Raw genomic sequence first — 270 nt, 5'->3', positions numbered from 1 at the left:
GTTTTAGACAAATCTACTTTCCACTGATGCGTACGCGACGCGCCTTTAATTAAAGCCAAACCTTGGCGATAAGCAAGTAAACTCGCTAAGGTAAATGCATCTTTAAGCTCAACTAAGTCAATTTCAACTTTAGTAGTTGCTCTATCGGCGTAAGTCATCTCTTGTGCAGCAGTTGTGTCATAAACATTCGTTAAATGACGTGCTTGCACTGCAGCTACTAAAGACGGTACTGCAATACCAAGCTCTAATGCATTTTGCGCAGTCCATAAA

General features: G+C 41.1%; 1 pseudogene. It reads right to left on the bottom strand.

Features of this window, described 5'->3' with window-relative positions:
- Positions 1–270: pseudogene (locus AAEY57_RS20080) on the bottom strand (NADP-dependent phosphogluconate dehydrogenase); the annotation flags it as partial.

Source organism: Pseudoalteromonas sp. MER144-MNA-CIBAN-0113 (assembly GCF_040308965.1).
GTDB classification, from domain to species: Bacteria; Pseudomonadota; Gammaproteobacteria; order Enterobacterales; family Alteromonadaceae; genus Pseudoalteromonas; species Pseudoalteromonas tetraodonis.
This window is presented reverse-complemented; position numbering and strand designations above follow the sequence as displayed.